This window comes from Clostridiales bacterium FE2011, assembly GCA_017569305.1.
GTDB lineage: Bacteria > Bacillota > Clostridia > Christensenellales > Aristaeellaceae > Aristaeella.
Genome location: CP069418.1, coordinates 3,283,704 through 3,304,794 on the forward strand (window position 1 = coordinate 3,283,704; position 21,091 = coordinate 3,304,794).

The window sequence follows — 21,091 nt, forward strand, 5'->3', positions numbered from 1 at the left end:
GAATTATGAATCGTGAATTATGAATTGCTTATGAAGGGAGATGAGGGCACTGTACGCTTACTGTTACTTCTGCGAAACCCAGAAATGTTCCACCATCGCTGCTCTCATCCGTCGTACCTTAAATGAAACCTGCTTTTCTCCAGAAATCATTCAGCGCAAATGGACCAAGGGTGTCTGTGAAGAAGTTCGTCACCCATGGCTTCCCGGATATATTTTCCACTATACAGAAGAACCACTGGATCATGCGATCCACATGTCCGGGATCATCCGCCGCCTGGGAGACGGGGAACTCAAAGACGAAGACCTGGCCTTTGCTAATATGCTCTATGAGCACAACGGCGTCATGGGTACCATACATCTGGCAGAAGTCGGTCAGCATTGCACGGTGTCTGACCCCCTCTGGCAGAAGATGGAGGGAAAAGTCATCAAGATCGATCGCGGCAGGAAACGCTGTTGCGTGGAATTTACCTTCGATCAGGTCAAACGGACCGTCTGGTTGGGATATGAATTAATAAGACCGATGAATGAGCAAGTATAGAAGGAAGGCATGAACTTATGGCTAGGAAGGTTTTCTTTAGTTTTCATTATGAAAATGATATATCTAGAGTAATGGTTGTTAGGAATAGATGGGTAACCTATGGTGGACAACTTGCATCACAGGTCATTGATAACGCCGATTTTGAACAAGTAAAACGACAAGGTCAAGTTGCAATAGAACGTTGGATAGATAAACAGATGGATGGAACTACTGCAACAATTGTATTGATTGGATCAGAAACCTTACAAAGACCATACGTACAATATGAGATATGTAAAAGCATAGAAAGAGGAAATGCTATTATTGGCGTCTACATAAATAATATAAGAAACTTACAAGGTCAAGTTTCAATGCCTTGTCCTAAACATACAATTATCGGATATTACAAAGACGGAACACCAGCATATTTTGATCAAGTAGCTGATGCAATATACGATTATCATATAAATGAAGGATATACAAACTTACATCATTGGATTGAAGATGCAGTGAGGAGAAAGAATGGATAAAGAAGATAAAAAGATAAAACATCTTGAGATGATAGAAACTGTAATTGAAAGGATAGGGAATAACAGTTTTCAACTTAAAGGTTGGTCAGTTACTCTTGTTTCTATAATTGGCGCATTATCTGCGCAGGGGTCTGAAAAGAAGTTTTTTTTGTTGGCTTTTATTCCATTACTAGCATTCTGGATGCTTGACGCTTTTTATCTGCAAATAGAGAGAAAATATAGAGTCCTATATAAACAGGTCTTGGATGATAAAATCACAACTTTTGACATGGACATACATGACATAAATACTAACGATGATAAAAATATAGGTTTTCTTCGGTGTATGTTTGCTCAGGTTGAAGGTTGGTTTTATCTTTCGATAATTGGTGTAGTGATGACATTGGCTATTCTAATAGGTGTATTCCATTAAGTAGACTGATTATTGGACTGTGAAATAATATAATTGTTTAATTGCTTTCTTGTCAAAGAAGAAAAGAAAGATATATAATGTCATCCATCAACAGTTAAGTCTGTTGCTTTTTACAATTATAGTACCAGGCGGAGGATGAGTATCATGGAGCATATGAAAAAAGAAAACCGCGTATTCAGATTCCTGAGAACAAAGGGATTTATCCTCTTGCTGGATATTATTGCGGTGAACCTGGCCTATATTGTTGCGCTACTTCTGCGCTTCTTTGTACACGGGGAGTTCAAGGTCAGCGTTTCATACCTGGATTATTTCTGGAAGATCGCTCCTTTCTATACAGTGGTCGCAATTGCAGTATTTTTTGTTTTCCGCCTTTACGGTGGATTGACGCAATATGCCGGACTTAATGACTTGAACAGGATCATCAAGGCCCATATTGTGACCTCGATCCTCCATGTTGTTATCTCAATTATCGTCCTGGCGGTGATCAAAAAAGAACACAACATTTACCGTATGCCGTTTTCCTATTATGTGATCGGCGCGGTTCTGCAGTTTATCTATATTACCTTCATTCGGTTTTGGCGTAAAATCTTTATGATTGAGAAAGCCAAGATCGACAGTAAAAAAATGAGTACTGTTCCGGCTGTTATTATTGGATCCGGAGATCTGGGACAGAAAGTCCTGCACCATCTCGAAAATAATACGCTTTATAAGCCTGTGGCCATTGCCGGTAAGGATAGCGGCTGGATGATGGATGGCGTTCCGGTTGTTTCTATGGAAGAAATTGAAAGCCAGATCAAGGATAAAGATATCAAGGCCGTTTTCATCGCGGATAAAGATCTCAACAAGGAACAGCGGGATCATATCAAACAGATATCCGAGGGCCTGGAACTTGATGATTTTACTGGCTATATGAGCAACCAGTCCGGATTCCTGCCCCTAACTAATCTTCTGGATGTCATGGATATGCCCATTGTGGTGGATGTGGACGGAAAAGAACAATCCTTTGCTTCTGCTGAAGAATGTCTTTCCACATTACCAGGTGAATATGATGTTGTCAAAGTTCAGGCAACCAAATTGGTGCTGAAGAAGCGGGAAGAAGATACCAGTTGGATGAGAGTCTATCAGGAACAGACAGGCCGCGAAGTAAGCTACTTCTGATAGTGTAAAAAAGCTAAGCAATTCCTATCTCTAAACAATCGAACAAGCAAACAATCCGGAACTACGAAGGGAAGGCTGTTGATACATGGATTTCCTGAATGATCCCCGGTTTAATGGAATTACGCCTTTTGATGGCAGAATCTGGCTCTCATCTCCAACAATGCATGGAGATGAGCAGCGCTATGTGGACGAAGCAATCCGTACCAATTGGGTGAGTACCGTCGGTGCCAACATCAACGAGATCGAAAAAGAACTCGCGGAGTATGTTGGCTGTAAGTATGCTGTTGCTCTCAGCTCTGGTACCGCTGCGCTACATCTGGCTACAAAGCTTGCCGGAGAAAGGCTGTATGGTCAGGCAAGACCTGATCAGGGTACATTAGCCGGAAAAAAAGTTTTCTGTTCTGATGTCACTTTTGATGCCTCGATCAATCCTGTTGCGTATGAAGATGGTGAGGCCATCTTTATTGATACAGAGCGGGATACCTGGAATATGGATCCGGCAGCTCTCGAAAAAGCCTTTGAGATGTATCCGGAGGTAAAGCTGATCGTTCTGGCTCATCTGTACGGAACACCTGGCAAGATGGATGAGATCCGGAAGATCGCTGACGCTCATGGAGCGTTGATTGTTGAAGATGCAGCGGAATCTCTGGGAGCAAAATACAAGCTCAACGGCCAGTGGGTTGAAACCGGTATGCTGGCGGATTACGGTTGCATCAGCTTCAACGGAAACAAGATCATTACCGGTTCTTCCGGCGGTATGTTCCTGACTGATTCATTGGAAGACGCCAATAAGGTAAAGAAATGGTCTACCCAAAGCCGGGAAAACGCATCCTGGTATCAGCATGAAGAGATTGGGTATAACTACCGCATGAGCAACATTGTTGCCGGTGTCATCCGCGGACAGATCCCGCATCTGGATGAGCACATCGCCCAGAAGAAAAAGATATGGGAACGCTACAAGGAAGGATTTAAAGATCTTCCCGTGACGATGAATCCCTGGGATGAGGAAAAGTCTGAACCGAACTTCTGGTTGTCCTGCATGCTGATCAATGAAGATGCTATGGCACCGCACGTGAGAAGTGATAAGGATGAACTCTGGCATTCGGTGAGCGGCATGAGCAGCCCGGGAGAAATTCTGGCAGCGCTGGCAACGTTCCGGGCAGAAGGCCGGCCGATCTGGAAACCGATGCATATGCAGCCGATTTACCAGATGAATAAGTTTATCACCGTGGAAGGCAACGGTCGGGCCAGGAGCAATGCTTATATTGAAGGTGAAGCGCCCGATGTGGGAGCAGATCTGTTCAAACGAGGACTGTGTCTGCCGAGTGATAACAAGATGACGACACATCAGCAGGATATAGTGATAGAGATAATCCGCAGATGTTTTGAGTAAGGGAGAAACGAAATGGGACATGAACCATACGGCATATACGAACGGTTTATAAAAAGACCTCAGGATTTCTTGTGTTCCCTTATTGCCATTATTGCTTTTTCTCCGGTGTTTCTTATTGTTGCTTTTTTGGTGAGAATAAAACTTGGATCACCTGTGCTATTTAAGCAAGATAGACCTGGAAAAGATAATAAGGTTTTTAAGCTTTATAAATTTAGAACTATGACAGATAAAAGAGATGATGATGGAAGGTTGTTACCTGATTCTGAAAGATTACCCCAATTCGGCCGTTTACTTCGTTCAACAAGTCTGGATGAGTTGCCAGAAATGTTTAACATAATAAAAGGTGACATGGCAGTTGTTGGTCCTAGACCACTTCTTGTACAATATCTTCAAAGATATAATGAACATCAAGCGAGAAGACAGGAAGTCAGGCCGGGATTTACCGGATTAGCACAGACTCATGGAAGGAATTCTATTTCGTGGGAAGAGAAATTTGATTTAGATGTCTACTATGTTGATCATATAACGTTTCTTGGTGACTGGAAAATCATTTTTACAACACTAAAGACAGTAATAAAGCGGGAAGGGATTACTTCCAATACATCTGCAACGATGGAAGAATTCATGGGGACAGAGGACGGACAGTAATGAATAAACTAATGATTGTGGGGGCTTCTGGTCATGGTCGTGTTGTTGCAGATATTGCCAGACAAACAGGATATACGGATATTGTTTTTCTGGATGATGATATGACACGCAAAGAATGTGGCAGATATCCTGTCATAGGGAAACCGAAAGATTATTCTCCTGATGAAGGTGATTTATTTGTTGCTATTGGAAATACAACAATCCGTAAACGGATCATGAATCAACTGGGTATGTGTATAACTTTGATTCATCCAAAGGCAATCATTGCAGAAGATGTTCAAATCGGCGAAGGCTCAGTAATCATGGCTGGAGCTGTTGTAAATCCAGGAACAAGAATAGGCCGTGGATGTATAGTTAACACATGTAGTTCCATAGATCATGATTGCGTGATTGGTAATTATTCACATATATCTGTTGGAGCACATCTGGCAGGGAACGTTGTGATCGGCGAAGAAACGTGGATTGGAATTGGAAGTATTGTTAGCAACAATATAAATATATGTAGTGATAGTATGATAGGTGCAGGCGCAGTAGTTATAAGGAATATAGATGAATCTGGAACTTATGTAGGCGTGCCGGCAAGGAGAAGAAAATGAGAATACTTATTTTAGCGAATCTTGATTTAGGCTTGTATAAGTTTCGAAAAGAATTAATAGAGGAACTTCTTAACAAAGGACATGAAGTTTTCATATCACTTCCAGAGGGTGATTTGATAAATGCATTAAAAAAAATGGGATGTATTTTTATAAACACCCCAGTAGATCGCCGTGGAATTAATCCAATAACAGATATAAAACTCCTTATAAGATACAAGAAAATAATGAAAGAGGTAAACCCTGAACTTGTTATTACTTACACAATAAAACCGAATATATATGGCGGGATTGCTGCTCGGCAAACAGGAAAAAAATATGCTATAAATATTACTGGGCTTGGAACCGCATTTGAAAAACCTGGTATTGTTAGAATGGTTGTTAAAATGCTTTACAAATTGGCTCTGCAGCAAGCGAGAATAGTGTTTTTTGAAAATAATAGTAATCGAAATGAATTGGTATCATTTGGCTGTTGTGAAAAAGAAAAAACGGTGGTCCTTAATGGAGCTGGAGTTAATACAGAAATATACAACTATCAATCGTATCCTAATAATGACATTATAAGATTTCTTTTCATTGGGCGTGTGATGAAAGAGAAAGGTATAGAAGAACTGTTTCAGGCTACAAGAAGACTTATAGAAGAAGGAGAGAAGTGTTTCCTAGATGTGGTTGGTCCTTTTGAAGAAAATTACAAGGAAAAGATTGATAAGTATGAAATAGAAGGTTGGTTAAAATACCATGGTTACAAGGAGGATGTTCGACCATTCATAAAAGATTGTGATTGCTTTGTCCTTCCAAGTTATCATGAAGGGATGGCGAACACAAATCTAGAATGCGCTAGTTCAGGACGTCCTATTATAACAAGTAACATTCCAGGATGTAGAGAAGCAGTCACTGAACAATCAGGTATAATTTGTGAGCCTAAAGATATCAATTCTTTATATCAAGCTATGAAAAAAATAATAGGTATGAGTATTAATCAAAGAAAACAAATGGGTATATGTGGAAGGCAATATATGGAAGAGAAGTTTGATAAAAAGAATGTGATTAAGATGACATTGGAGAAACTCATATGAAGAAAAGATTACTTATCATAATGGGAAGTTTGAACCGCGGCGGTGCGGAACGCGTAATTTCATTGATTGCCAATGATTTTGTTTCACGTGGCTGGGAAGTTTGGATAGGGTTACTTATTTATAATTCTGTTGAATATAAACTACATGAAGAAATTCATATTATTGATCTAACTGGTGGAAAAGGAAGTCGTGTAAAAAAAGGTCCAGCTTGGTTAAAAGATATTAGACAACTAACAAAAAAGATTAGACCGGATGAGATATTGTCTTTTGCTGCGAGAATGAATGTATTAACTCAAATTGCATGTATAGGACTAAATAGTAGTATTACTGTGTCAGAACGAAATGATCCATATATGGATGGAAGGAATAAAATATTAGATTTTTTGACTTTTTTTCTTTATCCAAAGGCAAAAAATGTAGTCTTTCAGACGCAACGTGCAGCAAGTTATTTCCAAAGGATAAGTCTAAAAAACAGTATTGTAATTCCAAATCCTATATCGGTTACAACATATGCGACACAAATGAAAAGTGGGAAGATAGTTGCTGTTGGACGTCTTGAACCACAAAAAAACCACGAAATGTTAATAAAAGCATTTAGTCATATTGTTGATAGTTTTCCCCAAGCGACATTAACGATATATGGAAGAGGATATCTTGAAGAGGAATTAAAAAAATTAGTAAAAGAGCTCAATATGGATGGAAAAGTCTTATTTCCAGGAAATATAGAAAACATACATGAAATGATTGCTGATGCCAATGTTTTCGTTTTATCATCGAATTATGAAGGACTTTCAAATGCACTATTAGAAGCAATGATGATGGGATTGCCATGTATCTCGACCGATTGTGCCGGAGCAGATGAGTATATAAATAATAATGAAAATGGGATTCTAATTAAGGTGGGAGATGAACAGGGTTTATTGAATGAAATGAAAAGGATCCTAAACAACCCTGAAGATGCTGCTCGTATGGGAAAACAAGCACACAACACTTCAAAATCTTTTGAAAAAGATGTGATTCTGGAACGATGGTACAAGACAATAACAAGAGAATGAGGTGTACAAATGAACTTAAGAGATTTTATTGTTTTGAAATGTAGTAAACTAATATCAGATAAAAAATGGATTCAGTTCAAGTATTTTACACATTTTCATAGAAAATTAGATTTAGATAATCCTAAAACATTTAATGAAAAACTCCAATGGCTAAAGTTGTATTATCAGAGACCAGACCATACTAGAATTGTAGATAAATATGAGATGAAAAAGTATGTAACAGAAACAATAGGTCCTGGTTATGTTGTGCCTGTATTAGGAGTATGGGATTCAGCTGATGAAATAGATTTTGATGCTTTGCCAGAACAATTTGTTTTAAAGACCACGCATGATTGCGGGGGCATAATTATATGCACAAATAAAGAAGATCTTGATATAGAAGCTACTAAACAAAAACTGACTCGCTCCTTACATACAGATTACTATATACAATATAGAGAATGGCCATACAAAAATGTGAAACCTAGAATTTTGGCAGAAGAGTATATATTGGATGAATCAGGGAATCAATTGAAAGATTATAAGGTTTTTTGTTTCAATGGCAATCCATATTGCATACAGGTGGATTTCGATCGTTTCACGGATCATAAAAAAAACATATACAATACGAAATGGGAATTATTAGATTTTTCTTTTAATTATCCATCACATCCGGAAATTCATATTCAAAAACCCAATAATCTTGATGAAATGATTAGAATAGCTTGCACTCTATCTAAAGGCGAACCATACGTACGGATAGATTTTTATTCGGTTAATGAAAGGATATATGTTGGTGAGATCACGTTTTTCCCGGCGTCAGGTTATGGAAAGTTTATACCGGCCGAATACGATAAAATTTTTGGCGATATGATTACATTACCAAACAGAATTATATCGAGGGATTGAAAGAATGAAACAAAAAATAAGAATCTTATGGGTCACGAATGCATTTGGATGTGGCGGAGCAGAAAGACAAATGATATATATGTACGATATCCTTAGTCGTTACTGTGACTATGATATTCGTATATTATATTATGCCCACGTTAAAGATGAGTTACCTTTAGGAGACATGAAAACAGTATTTATTGACAAACAAAAAGTTGGACGGCTAAAAACAATTCTAACTATTGCAGATTATATAAAAAAGAACGATATTTCGATAATGCATGCCTTTGGCGGCTGTTCGGCTAATATATATGGTCGCGCAGGTGCTATGTTGTCGAAGAAAACTATTCCGATTGGAGCAATGTTAGGGAAAAAACACTTTTCAAGTTTGGCGAGTAGAATAATGAATTCACTTTTAAATTTAAAAGGCAACTGGTGGACAGTAAATAATGTTGAATTGATTCCTATATTACGAAAAGATTTGAAATTTACTACTCCTGAGCGCATTAGGATGCTTCATAATGGTTTTGTTTCAGATACAGAAATAAACTACCATATTAATGAAGTGACGGATTATGATAAAGATAAAGGGGATAACTTTGTTTTTTGTACAGTAGGAAGATTACAACCAGTTAAAAATATCCAGCTTTTGATTAATGCGGCAAGTAAGATTTTTAAAACACATAATAATGTCAGATTCTGGGTAATTGGTAATGGTGAAGAATACTATCATTTACAAAAACAGATTGATGAACTGGGAATAGCAGGAAAAGTGAAACTATGGGGATATCGCTCGGATATTGATGTTGCATTATCTCGAGCAGATGTATATGTTCAAACCAGTATCACAGAAGGATCTCCAAATACTATTGCAGAAGCAATGCGTGCATCAAAACCGATAATTTCTACGAATTGTACAGATTTATCAGAAATGATTGACAATGGCAACAATGGATTTATTGTTAAAAACAATGATTTAGATTCTCTGGTTAATGCAATGAATAAGATAATTGATATTCCAGATGATAATAGAAAACAATTAGGAGAAAAATCTAAAGAGATGTTTACGAAAACTTTTTTGGATAAAAATGTCGTGAAAGAGTTTGAATCTTTATACAATCAAGTGTTGGGTTGATTAATACTATGGAGGTGACAATACAAAATGTTTGATATACCAATCTTAATGTTTCACTCAGTAAATGATACTCCCCAATTAAGTCCAATGGGAGAATTATCTGTTTCTGCAGCTGGATTTGAGCAGTACTTAAAACTGTTCAAAAAATGGAATTATCAAATGATTAGCATGTCTGATCTTATTAATCATAATTATTCTGATGATAGAAATTTCGTTGTATTAACATTTGACGATGGTTTCAAAGATAATTTAACTGTTGCGCTACCAATACTTAAACGATATGAGGCAAGAGCGACTATATTTGTTAATCCCAATTATACTAGTGAAAAAACTGATGAGAAAAGTGATTGGGGATTCATGACATGGGAGGAAATACTAGAGGCTGAAGAAAGCGGTGTTTTTGATATCCAAGCGCATACAATGACTCATGAATTTGCTTTTATTTCAGATGAAATCATAGATTTTTATACACCAAATAAATTTAATAAGTTTTATTGGTTAGCGTGGATGTTATTTCCAGAGTCACCCTCAAAGTGGAATAGCGAAGCTTATAAATATAAAGATATGATACCGATAGGATATCCAATATTTAAGTACGGCAGACGTATTGCGCAAAAAAAATTTAATCCAGATCCAGATTATGTCAAACATCTTATTAAAGGATTTCAACAAAATGGATATGTAACTGATCAATATGCTGGAAAGCATGGAGAATACGAAAATATATCAGACTATGAAAAATATATAGTGTGGGAAATAGTTGAGTGTAAAAGAGTGCTGGAAGAAAAGCTTAACAAGGAAATATCCACACTCTGTTTTCCAGGCGGCGGCTATACAGAAGCAGCTCTTGATATTTCAAAAAAATGCGGATATAAATGCTATATGATTGCTAGTAGATTAAGAGAAGGGAACAACTTCCAGCATTTAGAGAATATTAGGAAAGGCCAGTTCGATGGTTTTAATAGGACTGCATTTTCACTTATTCATCCCGGTTTTTTACCTGAAGCTTTTTTTGATAAATGGGTTGCGAAATTAAGCTTGGGAGCTTATCAAAAAATGCCGAGATATATGATTCTAAAAAAACTGCTATCAAAAGTATGGCATGCATAAGGATTGTTATTCAGGATAATGATTGCTGGAATCATATTTTTTACATTTGTAATTGATGAGGGTGAACAAGAATGATAAGAAAAATTGTGCTATTTACAGCTAATAAATCGAGCGGTATCGAGCAAATGACAGAAGAAATAGCGGAGATTCTCAATAAAGACGGAATTGAATGTGTTTGCTTTTTTCCTGAAGGGACAGATGTTAGTAGAAAAGAGTTGAATTGTAGATACTATTCGATCTCTCCATATGAATGCGTCTTTTCAAGAAATGTAACAGAGGTAGCTGATAAAATAGTAAAAGAAAAGAGTGATGCAGTATGGTTTACTGATACTCCCTTGATGTCATCCCTTGTATTGAGGAAAATATATAAAAAATGTAAGACGATTATAACGATTCATGATCCGAAGTCTCATCCATCAAATAAGTCGAGTATACTTTTATCACTATATAACAAATATGCTGAGCTGAATAAAAAGAAAGCGTATAATGTTGCACAGAACATAGTATTAATGTCTGCTGAAAGCCTTTCTCAGTATAAAACTATGTTTCCTCAATATTGTGATAAGAGCGTTTTGCTTCCTCTTGGAGCACATATTCCGAAAGACGATCCACAAAAACCTGTTGAAATTCAAGATGGTCAGGATTTCCATTTGTTCTTTGGTGTTATTGACAAATATAAAGGTATAGAAAATTTACTTGATTCATATAATAATTCACAACAAAGAATTCCATTAGTTATAGCAGGGAAAGGGAAGTTTACAGATAAAGAAAAAGAAAAAATAGGAAAATCTACAAATGTTATTATTCTAAATAGATATATTACTAACGGTGAGATGAAATGGTTAATTCCGCATGCTAAATCCATTGTATTACCGTATATTGAAGCATCACAAAGTGGAGTTTTACCAATTGCTTATAGCTATGGTGTCCCGGTTATTGTTTCTGATTTACCTGGTTTAACCCAATATGTTGAGAATGAGAAGACAGGGTTTGTATGTAAAAATATAAAAGAAATGACAGACGCACTTAACATATTATCTAGCAATGATAATTATGATTTGCGAGAAAATACATTACATTATTATAAAACGCAATTAGATTGGAAACAGAATCTAAGGAAGTTGTTGCTGATATTTGGAGAAGGAAAATGAAAAAAATAGGGATAGTTACTTATCATAATGCAATTAATTATGGTGCAGTATTTCAAGCCTTTGCTCTACAACAGTATCTACTAGACATGGGATTCGATGCATATATAATTAATTACAGGAATTCCTCAATTGAAGAGCAGTATAAATTAAAGCCTTTACGGATAAATAAGGATTTTATTACAAATCTAAAATGGGATATTCAGAACTTGGTATATTTACCTGCAAAGAAAAAGAATTTCCGTATATGGGAAAAACGATTTAAACTGCTATCTGTTACAGATAAAAACAATTTAAGAGAAATAGCGCATAATTTGGATAAAATAATTGTTGGAAGTGATCAAGTCTGGAAGCTAAAAGCAAATAATTTTGATAGTGCTTATTTTCTTGATTTTGTTGAAGAAGATAAAAGGATCAGTTATGCTGCAAGCTTTGGAGCAAGTAAATTAGAGGATAAAGAAAGAGATTTTATTGCAAGGTATTTATATGGGATCCCTTGTATTTCTGTGAGAGAAGAAAGTGGGATTACGCTTGTCAAAGAGTTGACTGGAAAAAAGGCTGAACATGTTCTTGATCCGGTGTTATTAATGGATAAGGTTTTTTGGATCTCAAATATGTCAGGCAAAAGTACAAGGTTATTAAAAGATTACATTTTTGTTTATCAACTGGGTACGGGAGATTATCTTCCGCAATTTGTTAGAAAAATGGCAGATGAGATGAATTTAAAGATAATCTATGTTGCAGACAATCTATTAACGATGCTTAAATATGGTTTTCACTCAAGAAACAAATCGAGCATTGATCCTTCTGGATTCTTGAAATTGTTATACGGAGCGAGAATAGTTTGTACAAATTCATTTCATGCATCTGCCCTTTCAATGATAATGCATAAAGATTTCTATACGGTAATCAAGGGGAATGAAAATGATTTGTGGAATACAAGAATGTATAGTTTACTTAAGAGTTTTAATCTTGAGTCAAGATTAGTGCATGTTGGGGAAAAGGATAAGCATTTCTACCCATGCAAATTTGATAAGGTTTCGGAAATACTGACAGAATATAGAAAGACAAGTAGATTGTTTTTACAACAGTCACTTACAGGGAATGAATATGCGCTTAAGGATACAAAAGGATGATCTAATAAACACCATTTACTACTTTGGGGGCATGTGGTGTGTTTTTTTGAGTGGTTCATCAGCACTGCGCCCTTATTATGTTATCCTTTGGCCGGCATTCGTTGCTTTATTCACAGTGGTGTTATTACCGAATATCAGTAATAGCTTAAAAAGCACAAGTATTAAAAACCAGATAATAATGTATGGATTGTATCTATTCTGTTGTGCATTTTCTATTGCTATAAGTGCCAATAATAATAGATCAATTGTTTTTACAGAAAGATTGGTTTTAGCATTTCTCTTCGCAATAGGTGTTTCTGCTTGTGATGACAACTATTGTAGACAACGAAGAATTATAGAGATTTTTCTGCTTTTCTTATTGGGGGTTTCGTTTGTTGAGCTATTATTTAAAGACATTTATCAAAAGGTTTTTCTTCCATTACTTGATGGTCAACAAGGATATTATTTACGGTCTGGAACGTTTGGACTATGTATACAAGGATTCACAATAGGTATAAGTAAGAATGGTTTATGGATGTCTATAGGGTTTGCGCTATATTATTCTAAAATCATATCGGGTAATAGGAAAACAATAAACAAAATAATGTTATTACTATACTTAGTAATGATTTTTTGTACAGGCAAGAGAAGTTATTCTTTGATTGCAATTGTCCTCATACTCTGGGGTGTGTTTTTGATGCGCATAGGAGAAGATGTTGGAAGAAAACTCATAAAAATCTTTTTAATATTTGCTGGGTTGGGAGTGGGAGTCGTTTTTCTGTCACAACAATTACCTGCTTTGAATACTTCAATAGTGCGGTCACTAGAGTTTTTAGAAGAAGGAGATATATCTGATGGTCGTTTTAGTACTTATACAGATGCAATAGCGAGTATTCCGGCAAATCCACTTGGAATTGGAATAGATGTTTCAGGCCTCCATAACTCTTACATGCAGTTTATTCTTGAACTTGGATGGTTGGGAGGAGGTATTTCATTGTATGGGTTTGTCAGACCATTTATCAGGGGTTTTTCAAAACTAAAAAAAGTATTATGTCTTGATTCTTTATCTGATGTTGATAAAGAGCAACTGCTTTTTTCTATGCTTTTTCAAGGCCTTATACTATTAGCTGCATTTGTAGCCCATCCATTTATTTGGCATGATGTTATTATGCTTTTTATGATTATGCAAATCTCCATGATAAAAATTATAAACAAGTATTACAACGCTGGTGTTGACAACATTTCTAATCAGCCAAAGAGTAACTTGATCTCGAAATATTTCAAATAAATGCTAAAGTCTGTGATATAAAACTTGTGTCTAGACTAGTCAATCGTAAAACATCGGAGGAGCTATGGAAATAAATAAAAGTTCAAAATACAAAAGTCTCGCAAAAGACACAGGTCTATTTACTATTAGCAATTTCGGATCAAAGATACTTGCTTTTTTATTTACTCCCTTATATACAAGAGTATTGGCAACAACAGAATACGGAATAGCAGATTTAATTACGACTACTATTTCTTTTATATATCCAATTCTGACACTCGCAATTGCAGACGCAACTTTACGATATGCGTTGGATAAAAATGAGGATAAAAATACAGTTTTTGGTGTTTCGAGTCTGTTTACTATTATATCAGTATTTGTTTTGTTGGTATTCAAACCATTTATCTGCCTAATAGATAGTTCACTTGATAAATTCTGGATGATTTTTGTGTTGAATTACGCACTATTTAATATTCATAACCTTCTTTCAAATTTTGTCAAAGGATTGGGGAAAACAACACTATTTGCTATTCAAGGAATACTTCATACTGTAACGATAATTATATGTAATGTATTATTCCTTGTGGGTTTTAGAATGGGTTTGTATGGGTATTTATGGAGCATTATAATAGGTTATTGTACACCAATACTTGTTATGTTTTTCGCGGCAAAAATATATAAGTATATTGTGCCCTTTAAAATAGAAAAGAATTTATTGCTTGATATGCTTAAATACAGCATTCCAATGATTCCGACAATTCTTGCTTGGGCTATAAATACGAGCATTGATAGATACATGATTATCTGGATGTATGGATTGGGTGATAGTGGTATATATAGTGTAGCTCATAAGATTCCAACAATTTTAACAACAATTCTTTCTATTTTTTCTCAGGCATGGCAAATTTCCGTTATAACTAATCATGGTTCGAAAGATGAAAGTCAGTATTATTCAAATGTATATAAGGGACTAGATTTCATAAGCTTAAGTGGTTGCTTTTTTATTATTCTAACATGTAAATTGCTAGCAAGTTTATTATTTGCTAATAATTATTTTATTGCATGGCAATACGTTCCTATGTTGCTAATATCTGCAATGTTTTCATCTCATGCGGGCATACTAGCAGCAGCATTTCGCGCAGAAAAGAAGACAAAAAGTTTGTTTGTATCAGTTTTAGCCGGTTCAATTCTTAATATAGTATTAAACTATGTATTATTAAAAACAATAGGTGTTATAGGTGCTGCAATTGCAACAGCCGTAAGCTTCTTTATTGTATGGTTAGTAAGAATCATCTCAATACAGAAAATTGTAAAAGTACAAATACCGATTGTATCTACAGGAATTTGCTACAGTCTACTTTTTATAATATCGATATTAACTATGCTTGATTTTCCATATGCTTGGATAACGATTATATTAGCATATATCATAGTTTGCTATTTCCAGAGAGATACCATAAAAGGCATTTTCCAGGGCATAATGAATATATATAGAAAAAGAAAAGAAACCGAAAAGGTTTTATAGAGTATATGGTAAAAGCATACTTTTGTATTTTTCAATCAAAATAATGAATGGATTAGCAAGTGTTGTCGCCAAATCATATTACTATCGAAATAGAGTTTAATCGATATTTAGAAGTAATGCTACTATAACTGGCTAGTGAATTGTAACAAATGATTGATACATGTGAATATGGGAGAATAAGAAAATGGGAATTGGTAATAGAGTCTTCAAAATATTAAATTCAATTAAGTGGTGGGTAATAAATGTGATAATTTGTTATATACCAGGGAATTGTGTAAGAAAATTCTTTTATAGACTTTTTGGAATGAAAATTGGAAAAGGAGTATATGTATATGAGGGAGCTCATATTCGAAATCCTAAAGGCATTGTTTTAGAAAATGGTGTAAATATAGGCCCCAAGGTGCTGCTAGATGGCCGTAAAGAATTATATATAAAAAAGAATGCAGTTATTGCTTATGAAGCGATTATTTGGACTTTAAATCACGATTATAATGATTTGTATTTTTGTGGGAAGGGTGCTCCGGTTACTATAGGTGAATATGCTTGGATTTGTAGTAGGGCGATTATCATGCCAGGCGTTAAAATTGGTAAATGTGCTGTGGTAGCATCTAATGCCGTTGTGACCAAAGATGTTCCAGATTATGCGATTGTTGCAGGTGTACCTGCAAAGAATATAGGATATCGTGAAGAAAAAGACTACCAATATGGGGTAAAGTAATATATGAGTTTGTGTAAAATATTTCTTATATGTGTGGTGAAACTGAATAATGAATAAAGAACAGAGGATGTTTTTGAGGATTATTTCTGACCATCTTCAAGGTCGAAAAACTAATCTTTCAGATAGCATGGCAGCGGAGTTAGATTGGGCACAAATCTATAGATACGCTCAAATCCACCAATTAGAGGGGATTCTTTTTCATCAATTGCAAGCTTTTTTTGCTGGCAAGAAGGAATATATAAGCATTGCCAGCCAATTGGAAAAATCAAAAGCGGCATGTATATATTATTATGCTTTAAATTCTCATGCTATAGATGAAATACAGAATACTTTTCAAGTATATAACATTCGTTTTTTCCCGGTTAAAGGATTAGAGATTGCATCGTGTTATCCTATCCCAATGTATCGAACAATGGGCGATTTGGATATTGTGGTTTTTCCAAAAGAAAAGGTGAAAGCATCAAAAACGCTTGAAAAATTGGGTTATACGTTACTTGAAAAAAACTTTGGATTGCAATTTAGAAAACAGAGTATCAATTTGGAATTGGATACTCATTTATTACATAAAGAGACGCTGGAAAATAATAAACGACGCCGTTATTTTGATACGTGTTGGAAATACTTAATTGTCGATTCAGACGGTAAATATCATTTGGATATTAATTTCCATTATGTATATTTAGTAGAACACATAAAGAAACATTTTAGAACAAGGGGAATTGGGTTTAGACAATTTATTGATCTTGCTGTTTTCGCACAAAAGCATTCGGAGTTGGATTGGGAATGGATTAAGATACAATTGCAAAAAATAGATCTTTGGAAGTTTGCAGTCTTAGCACATACGTATATTTATATATGGTGGGGGATGGAGTCGCCTTTTTCAATTGAAAAGCTTGAGCAGAATTTTTATGAAGAAACAACAGATTACGTTTTCAGTAGCGGAGTGTTTGGATTTGAAAACAAAAATCAATCACTGTATGTAGCAGAAGCATATTTGAATTCAGATAGAAGAACGGGCTTTTTTACTCACTTTATTTATATTATGAGGAATACGTTTATTCCATATTCAAAAATGATTACATTACCATATTGTTCGTTTATTGCAGGAAAAAAATGGTTGCTACCTTATGGCTGGATTTATCGTGTTTATTATAAATTAAAAAGAAAAGGATGCTCGGGAAAAAACAAAGTTTCAATTGAATCAAAAGAAATTATGGATAATCATAGGAATTTAATGAAAAAATGGAATATATAGACAAAATGAGTTTAACACAATATGCGATTTTTAGGTGCTTTTTAGGCAATGGATCAGGTGTATAATTATCAATTGTTGTATGTATTATATATTAGGATGTTTATGATTTCTGTAAATAGATAATACTGAATTCGAAATGATAATATGAAAAATAAAAAGATAATGATACACAAAACAAAGCTTTTTTTTATTTGCTTGATAATATTTATTATTCTATCCTTTTTATATATTCATCCGATGGATAAAAGTGTGGAATCACTGCCCCATTCATATGAATTAAGGACAGTTTCTACTAAGGATAGCAAAATCCAGAGAATAGATTATGTTAATAGTGAAGGTATTATAACAATAGCAGCCAATTTGGGATATGCATCATGTGTTACGACTGAAGTTGAAAATGGCATACTAGAAAAGTACTATGATGATCATGGTAATCCAACACAAACGTATTTGGGTTGTTATGCTGTTTTGTCGGAATTTGATGAAAACGGAAATATTTACAAAAAAACATATCTTGATGATGCAGGAAAGCTTGTTATCACACATAATGGATATGCTATAGAAAAAAAAGAGTATTATGAAAACAAGCAAGAAAAAAAGTGTTCGTATTATGATACGGAAGGTAAGCCAATCCTAACAAAGCAATATGGATATGGTAAGGTTAATGAGTATGATGAAAAGGGTAGAATAAACAAAATTATATATATAGATGAATTCGGTGAGCCAATGTTAACGGGACAAGGATATGCTGTTGTAAAACGATACTATTATGAATCAGATGAAGAAAAAAATGGTAAAGTAAAAACAGAGTTTTATTTTGATGAAAATGGAAATCCAGTTAAGCTTTCATTAGGGCAATATGGAGTTTATAAACAATATGATGAATATGGGCGCGAATCAAACTTTACGTATTTGGATGAAAGAGGGGAGCCGATTGTAACAACCAAAGGATATACAACCATTATCCGAACATACCATGCGAATAACTCTATAGCGACTGAACAATACTATAATTTGGAAGGAAAGCCAATTTCTTTATCTGAAGGACAGTATGGGATAAAAAAAGATGATGGTTACACTGTATATCTAAATAAGAATGGAGAAAAAGTTTTCAATCTTAAAAGATTCCTATATAATCATCCAAGGACTGTTATTATAGCTGCTATTATGGTCACTTTTCTATCAAGCATTTCAGAAAAGAAAATGAATAGTCTTTTTTTTATTTTATATTTATGCATCATTTTATATCTTACATTGTTGAACAGGGAAGGCGATAACACATATGAAGTGGCAGGTTTTCTTTGGTCTTACCGGAGAATTATCATAGATAGCGAAGTTAGAGCACAGATAATAAAAAACATATGGCTTTTTATTCCGTTAGGTGCGATTTTATATCAGATAACTAAAAGAAAAGGAATACTGATAATTCCTATAATTCTTTCTATAGTTATTGAAGGAATCCAGTGTTTTACGGGACTGGGTTTTTGTGAATTTGACGATGTTATCAGCAACACAATTGGCGGATATTTGGGTTTTTGTTTTGTCAAACTGACAACAGATTTATTAATTCGTATCAAATTCTGGAGACATATTTCTAAAGTGAAAAGAAGGTAATGGTATGACTTTGAAGCAGCAACAACCTCGATGGAAATTGTTCCTGTTTGATCTTGGATTTTATCTGTTAACAGGTATTTTCATTTTCATTATTTATCCAAGTACAATAGAAGAACTGACAGTATCTGATCAAATCATCTATATAATGTTAGGTGCTGTGTGCGTTTTTGCCTTGCGTTTTGTGTTTGGTGTTTACAAACGAATATGGAGATATGCAGGATCTTCAGATTATCTATGGATAGTTATTGCAGATTTTGCTGCAGGAATAATATATGTATTACTCCGTGAATTTGTTTCACCGCGTAAGTTAACTTTTGTTCGAGCAGTTTCTTTGATTTGTCTTAATCTTCTTGGAGCAATCTGTATGCGCCTTACCTATCAGTTTGCTTACCAGAATCGTAATCAAACATCAAAAGCTCAGCGTACTATTCTTCGTTTTCTACAGTTTATCACAGGAGTTAAATTTGCACAGGATGAAGCGCTACCGGAGAACCGTAAGATTCGAATTGCCATTATTGGCGCAGGTAGTGTTGGTGCGATGTTGGCAGACGAGTTGCTTAATAATCCTAAAGCTGTATATAAGCCTGTGTGTTTTGTGGATGCAAATAAGGAAAAAGTTGGTAGGACAATATCTCGAATTCCAGTTGTTAACAATGAAACTGATCTCAATAGCTATAATGTTCAGGAAGTGGTATTTGCGCTTCCAAATATATCCAATGAAAGACGGAAAGAACTATTCGATATCTATAAAGGAAAAGGATATAAGATCAAAGTATACGATTATCCTTCTCTTGAGAATACAGATGGCCGTCGCCAGATGCGTGACTTTGCTATAGAAGATCTTCTTTATCGTAGCACTGTTGATGTGATCGATGAAAAAACAGCCTCCTGGTACCGTGGCAAGAATGTTTTGATCACAGGTGGTGGAGGATCAATCGGATCTGAGTTAGCAAGACAAATTGCCAAAATCGGTCCGAGCCGATTGACACTGTTAGATAACTATGAGAACGGAGTATATGACATTCAGCAGGAACTTAAAACAAGATATCCAGAACTCAATCTCCGAGTGGAAATTGTTAATATATGTGACCGAGACGGCGTCGAACGTGTTTTGAGCGTCAATACGCCGGACATTGTTTTGCATGCAGCAGCTCATAAGCATGTTCCACTTATGGAACGTAATGTCATGGAAGCAGTTAAGAATAATGTATTTGGCACATTAAATGTGGTTGAAGTATGCGAGAAATATGGTGTTAAGCGTTTTATCATGATCAGCACGGATAAAGCTGTGAATCCGACTAATGTCATGGGTGCAACCAAACGTATGTGCGAAATGATCGTACAGAGCCGGAAAGGGGACAAGACATCTTTCTCCGCCACACGGTTTGGCAATGTGCTTGGAAGCAACGGATCTGTTATTCCGCTGTTCCGGCGTCAGATTGCCAATGGCGGTCCGGTTACTGTAACTGATAAACGGATCACACGGTTCTTTATGACTATTCCGGAAGCCAGCCAGTTGGTTATGACATCAGGAGCTATGGCTAAGAACGGGGAACTCTATGTGCTGGATATGGGTAAACCGGTCAAAATCTATGACTTGGCGGAGGAGATGATCAGGCTATCTGGGCTGGAACCGCATAAAGATATTGAAATAGTTGAAACTGGATTACGGCCTGGAGAGAAGCTATATGAAGAGCTTCTGATTAAAACAGAAGAGATGGATAAGACTGAGAATGATCTTATCTTCATAGAGCGGGATAAACCCCTTAGTCAGGAACAAATCCAGAAAAAATTAGATATCCTGAAGGAGGCACTGGCAACAGGACATAATACAACAGTCAAAGAAGCACTAATGAAGGTTGTTCCGACATACCATACACCAGAAGAAGTAAATGAGTCACATTGTCGAATGTTTGGTGTCTAATAATATAATTAATACTAAACAAGAATGA

Annotated in this window: 20 protein-coding genes; all 20 read left to right on the plus strand. The window is 35.5% G+C overall.

All coding sequences use genetic code 11. The features are described from left to right. Window positions 1-40: 40 nt before the first annotated feature. Entirely contained in the window at window positions 41-538 is a 498-nt protein-coding gene (locus JRC49_14740) for a hypothetical protein (protein ID QTE71019.1), read from the plus strand. A gap of 17 nt (window positions 539-555) precedes the next feature. Then, complete coding sequence (locus JRC49_14745; protein QTE71020.1) at window positions 556-1,047, plus strand: TIR domain-containing protein; 492 nt, start codon at window positions 556-558, stop codon at window positions 1,045-1,047. After that, window positions 1,040-1,459 carry a hypothetical protein gene (locus JRC49_14750; protein QTE71021.1) on the plus strand — a complete coding sequence of 140 codons (420 nt, stop codon included), beginning with the start codon at window positions 1,040-1,042 and terminating at the stop codon, window positions 1,457-1,459. The genes JRC49_14745 and JRC49_14750 overlap by 8 nt, the downstream gene beginning before the upstream one ends. A 144-nt stretch (window positions 1,460-1,603) precedes the next feature. After that, window positions 1,604-2,617 carry a hypothetical protein gene (locus tag JRC49_14755; protein ID QTE71022.1) on the plus strand — a complete coding sequence of 338 codons (1,014 nt, stop codon included), beginning with the start codon at window positions 1,604-1,606 and terminating at the stop codon, window positions 2,615-2,617. A gap of 85 nt (window positions 2,618-2,702) precedes the next feature. Then, window positions 2,703-4,010: a DegT/DnrJ/EryC1/StrS family aminotransferase gene (locus JRC49_14760; GenBank protein ID QTE71023.1), complete on the plus strand. Its 1,308-nt coding sequence runs from the start codon at window positions 2,703-2,705 to the stop codon at window positions 4,008-4,010. 33 nt (window positions 4,011-4,043) lie between these two features. Beyond that, window positions 4,044-4,658 (plus strand): sugar transferase, encoded by a 615-nt coding sequence (locus JRC49_14765; GenBank protein QTE72897.1) that lies wholly within the window; start codon window positions 4,044-4,046, stop codon window positions 4,656-4,658. Beyond that, on the plus strand, window positions 4,658-5,254 hold the full coding sequence (locus tag JRC49_14770; GenBank protein QTE71024.1) for an acetyltransferase: 597 nt from the start codon (window positions 4,658-4,660) through the stop codon (window positions 5,252-5,254). Before JRC49_14765 ends, JRC49_14770 begins: the two co-directional genes overlap by 1 nt. Next, complete coding sequence (locus tag JRC49_14775; protein ID QTE71025.1) at window positions 5,251-6,327, plus strand: glycosyltransferase family 4 protein; 1,077 nt, start codon at window positions 5,251-5,253, stop codon at window positions 6,325-6,327. The genes JRC49_14770 and JRC49_14775 overlap by 4 nt, the downstream gene beginning before the upstream one ends. Next, a complete protein-coding gene (locus JRC49_14780) occupies window positions 6,324-7,382 on the plus strand; it encodes a glycosyltransferase family 4 protein (GenBank protein QTE71026.1) in 1,059 nt (352 codons plus the stop codon). Before JRC49_14775 ends, JRC49_14780 begins: the two co-directional genes overlap by 4 nt. Window positions 7,383-7,391: 9 nt before the next feature. Further along, a complete protein-coding gene (locus tag JRC49_14785) occupies window positions 7,392-8,270 on the plus strand; it encodes a glycosyl transferase (protein ID QTE71027.1) in 879 nt (292 codons plus the stop codon). Window positions 8,271-8,274: 4 nt separating this feature from the next. After that, complete coding sequence (locus tag JRC49_14790) at window positions 8,275-9,387, plus strand: glycosyltransferase (GenBank protein QTE71028.1); 1,113 nt, start codon at window positions 8,275-8,277, stop codon at window positions 9,385-9,387. A gap of 27 nt (window positions 9,388-9,414) precedes the next feature. After that, complete coding sequence (locus JRC49_14795) at window positions 9,415-10,497, plus strand: polysaccharide deacetylase family protein (GenBank protein ID QTE71029.1); 1,083 nt, start codon at window positions 9,415-9,417, stop codon at window positions 10,495-10,497. A gap of 71 nt (window positions 10,498-10,568) precedes the next feature. Next, window positions 10,569-11,648 (plus strand): glycosyltransferase, encoded by a 1,080-nt coding sequence (locus tag JRC49_14800; GenBank protein ID QTE71030.1) that lies wholly within the window; start codon window positions 10,569-10,571, stop codon window positions 11,646-11,648. Then, window positions 11,597-12,781: a polysaccharide pyruvyl transferase family protein gene (locus JRC49_14805; GenBank protein ID QTE71031.1), complete on the plus strand. Its 1,185-nt coding sequence runs from the start codon at window positions 11,597-11,599 to the stop codon at window positions 12,779-12,781. Before JRC49_14800 ends, JRC49_14805 begins: the two co-directional genes overlap by 52 nt. A gap of 31 nt (window positions 12,782-12,812) precedes the next feature. Continuing rightward, entirely contained in the window at window positions 12,813-14,048 is a 1,236-nt protein-coding gene (locus JRC49_14810; GenBank protein ID QTE71032.1) for a hypothetical protein, read from the plus strand. 64 nt (window positions 14,049-14,112) lie between these two features. After that, complete coding sequence (locus JRC49_14815; GenBank protein ID QTE71033.1) at window positions 14,113-15,552, plus strand: oligosaccharide flippase family protein; 1,440 nt, start codon at window positions 14,113-14,115, stop codon at window positions 15,550-15,552. A gap of 184 nt (window positions 15,553-15,736) precedes the next feature. Then, entirely contained in the window at window positions 15,737-16,270 is a 534-nt protein-coding gene (locus JRC49_14820) for an acyltransferase (protein ID QTE71034.1), read from the plus strand. A 49-nt stretch (window positions 16,271-16,319) separates the two neighbouring features. After that, the gene (locus JRC49_14825) at window positions 16,320-17,525 is read left to right on the plus strand and encodes a nucleotidyltransferase family protein (protein QTE71035.1); all 1,206 of its coding nucleotides are present in this window, start codon (window positions 16,320-16,322) and stop codon (window positions 17,523-17,525) included. A gap of 144 nt (window positions 17,526-17,669) precedes the next feature. Further along, complete coding sequence (locus JRC49_14830) at window positions 17,670-19,139, plus strand: VanZ family protein (protein ID QTE71036.1); 1,470 nt, start codon at window positions 17,670-17,672, stop codon at window positions 19,137-19,139. A gap of 4 nt (window positions 19,140-19,143) precedes the next feature. Next, window positions 19,144-21,063, plus strand: coding sequence for a polysaccharide biosynthesis protein (locus JRC49_14835; GenBank protein ID QTE71037.1), 1,920 nt, complete (start codon window positions 19,144-19,146; stop codon window positions 21,061-21,063). Window positions 21,064-21,091: the final 28 nt, after the last annotated feature.